12 protein-coding genes are annotated in these 8173 nt (G+C 70.4%); 10 read left to right on the top strand and 2 right to left on the bottom strand.

The genetic code is table 11. The annotated features are described in order from the left end of the window. The first annotated feature begins 59 nt into the window (after positions 1–59). The 8 genes from CRM89_RS18895 to CRM89_RS31405 all read left to right on the top strand — a co-directional run bounded on the left by CRM89_RS18895 (position 60) and on the right by CRM89_RS31405 (position 5933). Positions 60–860: a thymidylate synthase gene (locus CRM89_RS18895; protein ID WP_086845592.1), complete on the top strand. Its 801-nt coding sequence runs from the start codon at positions 60–62 to the stop codon at positions 858–860. After that, positions 857–1372, top strand: coding sequence for a dihydrofolate reductase (locus CRM89_RS18900; RefSeq protein ID WP_011211558.1), 516 nt, complete (start codon positions 857–859; stop codon positions 1370–1372). Before CRM89_RS18895 ends, CRM89_RS18900 begins: the two co-directional genes overlap by 4 nt. A 189-nt stretch (positions 1373–1561) precedes the next feature. Then, positions 1562–1888 (top strand): cupin domain-containing protein, encoded by a 327-nt coding sequence (locus tag CRM89_RS18905; RefSeq protein WP_011211559.1) that lies wholly within the window; start codon positions 1562–1564, stop codon positions 1886–1888. Positions 1889–1905: 17 nt separating this feature from the next. Next, on the top strand, positions 1906–2949 hold the full coding sequence (locus CRM89_RS18910; protein WP_011211560.1) for a Dyp-type peroxidase: 1044 nt from the start codon (positions 1906–1908) through the stop codon (positions 2947–2949). After that, positions 2946–3746, top strand: a complete 801-nt coding sequence (locus CRM89_RS18915; RefSeq protein ID WP_011211561.1) for a family 1 encapsulin nanocompartment shell protein — start codon at positions 2946–2948, stop codon at positions 3744–3746. The genes CRM89_RS18910 and CRM89_RS18915 overlap by 4 nt, the downstream gene beginning before the upstream one ends. 63 nt (positions 3747–3809) lie before the next feature. Next, positions 3810–4337, top strand: a complete 528-nt coding sequence (locus tag CRM89_RS18920) for a hypothetical protein (RefSeq protein WP_011211562.1) — start codon at positions 3810–3812, stop codon at positions 4335–4337. 97 nt (positions 4338–4434) lie between these two features. Further along, entirely contained in the window at positions 4435–5298 is an 864-nt protein-coding gene (locus CRM89_RS31805; protein WP_253805134.1) for a TerD family protein, read from the top strand. After that, positions 5295–5933 carry a Tellurium resistance gene (locus CRM89_RS31405; RefSeq protein ID WP_216641982.1) on the top strand — a complete coding sequence of 213 codons (639 nt, stop codon included), beginning with the start codon at positions 5295–5297 and terminating at the stop codon, positions 5931–5933. Before CRM89_RS31805 ends, CRM89_RS31405 begins: the two co-directional genes overlap by 4 nt. A gap of 27 nt (positions 5934–5960) precedes the next feature. On the opposite strand, the gene CRM89_RS31060 is transcribed toward CRM89_RS31405, so the two are convergent. Together CRM89_RS31060 and CRM89_RS18930 are read right to left on the bottom strand one after the other, a co-directional pair. Continuing rightward, positions 5961–6113 (bottom strand): hypothetical protein, encoded by a 153-nt coding sequence (locus CRM89_RS31060; protein ID WP_157838454.1) that lies wholly within the window; start codon positions 6111–6113, stop codon positions 5961–5963. A 105-nt stretch (positions 6114–6218) separates the two neighbouring features. Next, complete coding sequence (locus tag CRM89_RS18930) at positions 6219–6833, bottom strand: TetR/AcrR family transcriptional regulator (RefSeq protein WP_098085393.1); 615 nt, start codon at positions 6831–6833, stop codon at positions 6219–6221. Between the two features lie 69 nt (positions 6834–6902). On the opposite strand from CRM89_RS18930, the gene CRM89_RS18935 reads away from it, so the two are divergent. Further along, positions 6903–7460, top strand: coding sequence for a peroxiredoxin-like family protein (locus CRM89_RS18935; RefSeq protein WP_098085395.1), 558 nt, complete (start codon positions 6903–6905; stop codon positions 7458–7460). Between the two features lie 51 nt (positions 7461–7511). After that, positions 7512–8117, top strand: a complete 606-nt coding sequence (locus CRM89_RS18940; RefSeq protein WP_098085398.1) for a YHS domain-containing protein — start codon at positions 7512–7514, stop codon at positions 8115–8117. The last annotated feature ends 56 nt before the right edge of the window (positions 8118–8173 follow it).

Consider the following 8173-nt stretch of genomic DNA (forward strand, 5'->3'; position numbering starts at 1 on the left):
GCCCGAGCATGCCAGGATCACCGGCGGGCGCCGGGCGCGGCCCGACTAAGCTGCCAGGCGTGGCGACGGACAGGCAATACGAGGACCTCCTGCGGCTCGTGCTCGACACCGGCACGGCCAAGGGCGACCGCACCGGCACCGGAACCCGCAGCATCTTCGGGCACCAGCTGCGCTACGACCTGTCCGCGGGATTCCCGCTGATCACCACCAAGAAAGTGCACCTGAAGTCGATCGTCTACGAGCTGCTGTGGTTCCTGCGCGGCGACTCCAACGTGGGCTGGCTGCGCGAGCACGGGGTGACCATCTGGGACGAATGGGCCGACCCGCGGGGCGAGCTGGGCCCGGTGTACGGCGTGCAGTGGCGGTCGTGGCCCACCCCGGACGGCACCCACATCGACCAGATCTCCCAGGTGTTGCAGACCCTGCGCACCGACCCGGACTCGCGGCGGATGATCGTCTCGGCGTGGAATGTGGCCGAACTCGACCGGATGGCGCTGGCGCCCTGCCACGCGTTCTTCCAGTTCTACGTGGCCGACGGCAAGCTGTCCTGCCAGCTCTACCAGCGCAGCGCGGACCTGTTCCTGGGGGTGCCGTTCAACATCGCCAGTTACGCGCTGCTCACCCACATGGTGGCCCAGCAGACCGAGCTCGAGCCCGGTGAGTTCATCTGGACCGGCGGTGACTGCCACATCTACGACAACCACGTCGAGCAGGTCACCGAGCAGCTCGGCCGCGAGCCCTATCCGTTCCCGCGGCTCGAATTGCGCCCGGCGCCCAGCTTGTTCGACTACCGCTTCGAGGACGTCACGGTGACCGACTATCGGCATCACCCGGCGATCAAAGCTCCGGTGGCGGTGTGAACACGATCGTCTCCACCCGCACCATCGGCTTGATCTGGGCGCAGACCACCGACGGCGTCATCGGTTTCGAGAACACCATCCCGTGGCGGGTGCCCGAGGACATGGCGAATTTCCGCACCGTCACCTGGGGGCACCCGGTGATCATGGGCCGCCGCACCTGGGATTCGCTGCCGCCGAAATTCCGGCCGCTGGCCGGGCGCCGCAACGTCGTGGTCACCCGGCAGCCGGACTGGTCGGCGCCGGGCGCCGAGCGCGCGGGCTCGCTCACCGAGGCGCTGGCGCTCACCGAGCCGGAGTCGGTGTGGATCGCGGGCGGTGCGCAGATCTACGAGACCGCAATGGATTTCGCGACCGAGCTGCTGGTCACCGAGGTGCAGGTCAGCGTGCAGGGCGACGCGCACGCCCCGGTCATCGGGGCCCAGTGGCGATTGGCCGAGGCCGGGCCCGAGCGCACCTCGACCACCGGCCTGAAATTCCGCATCAACCGTTACGTCCGCCGCACCCGCAGCTGACCGGCGGCCGACACGCGTACGGCCACCGCGGCGGGCAAACGCCGCCCGCGGCCCGGGCAAGTCGGGCATACTCCAGGTGTATGCGGCGGCGGGAAGAGATCCTGTCTCAGCCCGACCGGTTCCGCCCGCCCGCCGCGCCGGTGGCACCAGCCCGGCCGCCGGCGAGATGTGGACGCGAAAGGCAGTCTCATGGACAAGAAATCGCTGACCGCGGTCGCCCGCCAGCAACTGAAGCTGGCCGCCACCGCCTCGAGCGGACGCAGTTCGCAGACCATCTACGGCGGACACGCCCAGTCGCTGCGCCAGACCGTGGTGGCCCTCACCGAAGGCCAGAGCCTGGCCGAGCACGACAACCTCGGCGACGCCACGATCTATGTGCTCAGCGGGACGTTGGTGCTGATCAGCGGCGCGAACGAGTGGAAGGGCTCGGCCGGTGACCTGATCGTGGTGCCCAAGGCCAGGCACAGCGTGAAGGCGACCGAGGACGTGGTCTTCCTGCTGACCGTCGCCAAGTAGCCTCTAGGCTGTTGCTCATGGGTGAGCCGCAGCCGATTCTCGAACCGCTCACGCCCGCCGCGATCTTCCTCGTCGCGACCATCGACGAGGGCGGCGAGGCGATCGTGCGCGACCTGCTCGAGGATCTGCCCGGCCTGCGCCGCTCGGTCGGCTTCCGTATCCCCGGTGCGAACCTGAGCTGCGTGACCTCGATCGGCTCGCAGGCGTGGGACCGGCTGTTCACCGGGCCGCGACCGGCCGAACTGCACGTGCTGCGCGAGTTCGTCGGCGCCAAGCACCGCGCCCCCTCCACGCCCGGCGACCTGCTGTTCCACATCCGCGCCGAGGTGCACGACGCCTGCTTCGAGCTGGCGATGGCGATCGGCGACCGGCTGGCCGGCGCGGCGACCATCGTCGACGAGACGGTCGGCTTCCGGTACTTCGAACAGCGCGACCTGCTCGGCTTCGTGGACGGCACGGAGAACCCCGAGGGCGCGGCCGCCGCGGCGGCGACGCTGGTGGGCCAGGAGGACCCGGACTTCGCGGGCGGCAGCTACGTCGTGGTGCAGAAGTACCTGCATCCCCTCGACGAGTGGCGGGCGCTGTCGGTGGAGGAGCAGGAACGCATCATCGGACGCACCAAGCTCGACGACTTCGAACTGCCCGACGACGTGAAACCGGCCGACTCGCACGTCGCGGTGAACACCGTGGTCGACCCCGACGGCACCGAACGCCAGATCACCCGCGCCAACATGCCCTTCGGCAGCGTCCGCGAGGGCCGATTCGGGACCTACTACATCGCCTACGCCGCCACTCCCACCGTCACCGAGACCATGCTCTCGCGCATGTTCGAGGGCACCGAGGAGGCGGCCTACGACCGCATCCTGGATTTCTCGGTCGCCGTCACCGGCACCCTGTTCTTCGCCCCGCCGCTGGACTTCTTCGACGACCTGCCCGATCCGCCCACGGCCGCCGCGGCCGTCGACGACGACGCGGAGGCCGCCGCCGCGGTGGCATCGGAACTGCGCGTCCTCGGCGACGGCTCACTCGGTATCGGCACATTGAAAAGGAGCACGCTGTGAACAACCTCCATCGCGAACTGGCGCCGATCACCTCCGAGGCATGGGCGGCGATCGAGGAGGAGGCCGGGCGCACGTTCAAGCGGCACATCGCGGGCCGCCGCGTGGTCGATGTCGCCGGGCCGCACGGAGTGGACTTCTCGGCGGTCGGGCTGGGCCGGACCACCGGCATCGCGGCGCCCGACGAGGGCGTCCAGGCGCGGCAGCGGGTGGTGGCGCCACTGGTGGAACTGCGCGTGCCGTTCACCCTCTCCCGCGAGGAACTCGACAACGTCGAACGTGGCGCGAAGGACACCGATCTGGACGCGGTGAAGGAGGCCGCGCGCCGCATCGCCTTCGCCGAGGACCGGGCGATCTTCGAGGGCTACCCCGCGGCGGGCATCACCGGCATCCGCGCCGCCGGGTCCAACGCGCCCATCACCGTCCCCGACGACGCGCGGCTGGTGCCCGAGGCCATCACCCAGGCGCTCACCGCGCTGCGGCTGGCCGGTGTGGACGGCCCGTACTCGGTGCTGCTCAGCGCCGAGCTCTACACCGAGGTCAGCGAGACCTCCGACCACGGCTACCCGATCCGCACCCACATCGAGCGCCTGATCCCGGACGGGGAGATCATCTGGGCTCCCGCCATCGACGGCGCGTTCGTGCTCACCACCCGAGGCGGCGACTACGAGCTCACCCTCGGCCAGGACGTCTCCATCGGCTACCTCTCGCACGACGCCGACACCGTGCGACTGTACTTCCAGCAGACCATGCAGTTCCTCGTCCACACCGCGGAGGCCGCCGTCGCCCTGCGCCGGTGACGCGCTCCCCAGGAGAAACGCCGTGCTCGCCGGCAGCGGGTGGGCGGTGAGCAGGAGGTACGGATGACGGTGCGGGCCGGGGTGGTACCGACCCCGCGGGCGGCGGTGTACGCGGGCGCCGGGCTGGCCGTGCTGGTGGCGGTGACGCTCGGCGTGGTGGCCGTGTTCGGCTGGAACCGGGTGTTCACCGGGCTGCTGGTCGGGATCGTCGCCGGGGTGGCGGTGCTGGTGGCGCTGTTCCGGCGGGACGCGGTGGTGCTCACCGACCAGGCCATCGAGCTGCGCACCCCGCTGACGCACGAGACCGTGGGCTGGGACCGGGTGCGCGCGGCGCGGTTCGCGCTCGACGAGCGGGCGCGGTGGTCGCTGGCGCTGGATCTGGCGGGCGGGGACGAACGGCACGGCGAGCTGGTATTGCTGTCGATACCCCCGGTGGTGCGCCCGGTGTCCGGCGCCTACGACATGCGCAAGCGCGAGCAGGTGCACGAGATCCGGGAGTTCCTGCGGCGCAAACGCGTTCCGGTGACGGTGCTACCGGAGATCGCGGGTGCGCTCAGCGAGTTCTGGAAGATCGCGCCGCCGACACGCTGACGCCCGCGTCCGTCGCAGGCCTGCGGCGCGTCGCGCACGGTCTCGGTGTTCCGGCGTGACGGGCCCGAGCCTCTCGTATACGTTGACTGCTGTGTCGATGATGAAGGGCGCCAACGTGGCGGTGCCGATGTCCGCGGTCCGCATCGAGCTGGGGTGGCAGTCGGGTCCGGGTGTGCCGGATGCCGACGCGTCCGCACTGTTGCTGGTCGGCGGCAAGGTCCGTTCCGACAACGATTTCGTGTTCTACAACCAGCCCGCGCATCCCTCCGGCGCGGTCCGCCACGAGGGCAAGCGGCAGGGCCCGACGGTGCTCGACGTGCTGTCGGTGAACCTGGCCGGTGTGGAACCCCAGGTCGAGACGATCGTGATCGCCGCGTCGGCCGACGGCGGCACCTTCGGCCAGTTCCAGGGACTGTACGTGCGGGTGCTGGACGCGGCGAACGGTGCCGAGGTGGCCCGCTTCGACAGCACCGGCGCGAGCACCGAGACCGCCTTCGTACTCGGCGAGCTGTACCGCAGGCAGGGCGCGTGGAAGTTCCGCGCCGTCGGCCAGGGCTACGACTCCGGATTGGCCGGTCTGGCCACCGATTTCGGTATCTCCGTCGACGATGCCCCCGCCGCCGCACCGCAGCAGCAATTCACCCCACCGCCACCGCCGCAGCAGCAGTTCACCCCACCACCACCGCCGCAGCAATTCACGCCACCACCGCCCCCGCAGCAATTCACGCCACCGCCGCCCCCGCAGCAGCAATTCACCCCGCCACCACCCCGCAGCAGCAGTTCACCCCACCGCCCACGCAGCAGTTCCCGCAGGGCCAGCAGCCGTACCCGCCACAGCACCAGGGTTATCCGGCCCCGCCGCAATACGGGCAGCCGCCGACCGGTGGCTTCCCCCCGCCGCCGGTACAACCGCCCGTCCAGCAGCCGCCCGCGCAGCCCGCGACCGGTGGCGCGCCGGTGAACCTCGGCAAGATCTCGCTGACCAAGGAATCCCCGTCGGTCTCGCTCACCAAGCAGGGCGCGACCGGTGGCACCATGCGGATCAACCTCAACTGGACCAGCCAGAACCAGCAGCGCACCGGTCTGTTCGGCAGGCGCCGCGGCGGCGGTCTCGATCTGGACCTGAGCTGCTTCTTCGAACTCGCCGACGGCCGGATCGGCTCGGTGCGCGCGCTCGATCGCTCCTTCGGCGCCCTCGACCGCCCGCCGTTCATCCGGCTGGACCAGGACGACCGCACCGGATCCAGCGCGACCGGTGAGAACCTCGACATCAACCTGGACTACACCGCCCAGTTCCGCCGGATCCTGGTGTTCACCTCGATCTACGAGGGCGCCAACGATTTCCGCGGCGTGCACGCCACCGCCACGCTGTATCCGTTGAACTGCCCGCCGATCGAGATGACCCTCGACGGCTGCACCGACGACTCCCGGGATGCCGTGCTCGCGCACATCGAGAACATCAACGGCGAGTTGGTGGTTCGCCGCGAAGGCACCTTCATCCGCCCGCCCGCGGGGCGTCCGGGTGCGGGCATCATCGAGATCGCGCGGCTCTACAACTGGGATTTCGGCTTCAAGGCCGGTCGCGGGAAGGACTGACCGCCCACCGCTGTCCCGTCGTCGATCTCACCAGCCGAAAAGTTCGGCGAGATCGATGGATTCGTCGTCCCAGCGCTGCTCGATCCGCATCCGTTCGGATTCGGGCAGCTCGGGCGACCACCCGCAGCGGCGCCAGAAGTTCTCCCGGTGTTCGTCGGTCATCCGCATCGGCTCGCTCACGGTGATTCCTCCTGCTCGGCACCGTATTCCGGGCCGATTGTGCCGGGCGGGCCGAGCCGACACGCCATGGAGAACGCCGCCGTACACACAGCGTTCCGGAGGCCGTCAGTCCGGCCGCAATCCGCGCAGCACGATCTGCGCGCCGCCGCGGAACTCCTCGTCCGGCGCGATCCGCAGTGCCGTCCGGGCGGTCGCGGTGAGGTGCGGATAGTCCGCCTCCGGGAGTTCGGCGATCACGGCGGTACCGCGCCCGCGCACCGAGGCGTAGTGCTCGTTCTGCAGGAAGCCGAGCAGGAACGCCACCAGGGTGCGCTGGGCGATCACCCGCTCGGCGCCGTCGAAGCCTGCCTCGGTGAGCACCCCGAGCATCGCCTCCATCCAGCGCAGGCTGGTCGGCGAGGACTGCCGGTGCGCCAGCAGCAGCGGCACCGTCTCCGGGTGCGCGGCGACGGCCACCCGTAACCGGTCGAGCAGCAGGATCACCCGTTCCCGCCACGGCGTGTCCGCAGGCACGCGCACGTCGACGGACTCGAACAGGCTGTCCACGATCAACCGTTCGAGCCCGTCGCGATCGGGCACGTAGCGGTACAGCGCCATCGTCGCCATGCCGAGTTCCTTGGCGACGGCGCGCATGGTGAGCGTCGACAAACCGTCGCGATCGATCACCGCGAGGGCGGCGCGCACGAGATCGGCGCCGGTCAGGGAGCGAGGACGGGGCACGGATTGACAGCGTACAAGATACGCGCATACTGGTCGTAAGCGTACGAAGTACACCTACGAGGAGTCGCCATGTCCCTGCTCGGCACCGTGCCCGGGCGCACGCTGGACACCGTCACCGGTGATCAGGTGCCCGTCCCCGATCCGACCCGCCTGATCCACCTGCAGTTCCGCCGCTTCGCGGGCTGCCCCGTATGCCACCTGCACCTGCGCTCGTTCGTCACCCGTGCCGACGAGGTCGCGGTTGCGGGTGTCCGCGAAGTGGTCGTGTTCCATTCGGCAGCCGCGGAACTGCGCAAATACACCGATGATCTCCCGTTCGCGGTCGTCGCCGACCCCGGCCGCGCGCTCTACCGCGAATTCGGTGTCGAGACCGCGCCGCGCGCCGTCCTCGACCCGCGCGCCTGGCCCACCATCCTGCGGGCCGTCGCCCACGCCGCCCTCGCCACCCTGCGCGGCCGCCCCGCTCCCCCGCTGCGCCCGGACGGCGGCAGCCTCGGCCTGCCCGCCGACTTCCTCATCGCCCCCGACGGCCGCGTCCTGGCATCCCACCACGGCGTCCACGCCGACGACCAATGGTCGGTCGACGAACTCCTGGCCCGGGTCACCGCACCCGAACCGACACCCTGAGCCGCTCACGACCGCCGTGCCGTCACCACACCGCAACGAGAAGAGGCCGCCATGATGACCGTCGAATTGTTCCTGTCCCCCACGGTTCCCGCCACCGTCGATGCCGAGTTGGCCGAGCGGCTACTACGGACACTCACCACCGAAGACGGTGCACCCGAACAGGTGCTGGGCAAGGCGCGCGAACTCACGCACGTGGTCGTGCACCGTCCGGCCGCGTGGGCCACGGGCGGTCCCGGCGACCGGCCGCGCTATCTGGCCCGGGTGACCGCGCCGGGCGCGTGGGTCAACAGTCCCGAGTTCGGCGCGCACATCGTCTCCGCACTCACCAGCACGATCGCCGGCACCGAACCCGACCCGGCGCGGCTGGCCCGGGAGCCGCACTGTGTCGTCCAGATCGTCGGCCTGCGCGAGCACGCACTGGGTGTGCTGGGTGCGCCGGTGACGAGCGGTGAGATCGTGCGCATGATGACGCGGGAGTTCCGGGATTCCGGGGTCACCGTCGAGGCGCCCGAGGGGTATGCGGTCGACCCGGTCTGCGGGATGACGGTGGAGATCGCCTCGGCGCGGATCCGGCTGACCCACGACGGCGTCGAGCACTACTTCTGTGCGCCCGGCTGCCGGAAGGTCTTCGCCGAGGACCTCGCCCCCGCCGACTGAACCGGCCGGGAAAGACCGTGGGCCGCTGTCGAATCCGACAGCGGCCCACGTCCGTG

Source organism: Nocardia sp. FDAARGOS_372 (genome assembly GCF_002554515.1).
In the GTDB taxonomy this organism is placed as follows: Bacteria; Actinomycetota; Actinomycetes; order Mycobacteriales; family Mycobacteriaceae; genus Nocardia; species Nocardia farcinica.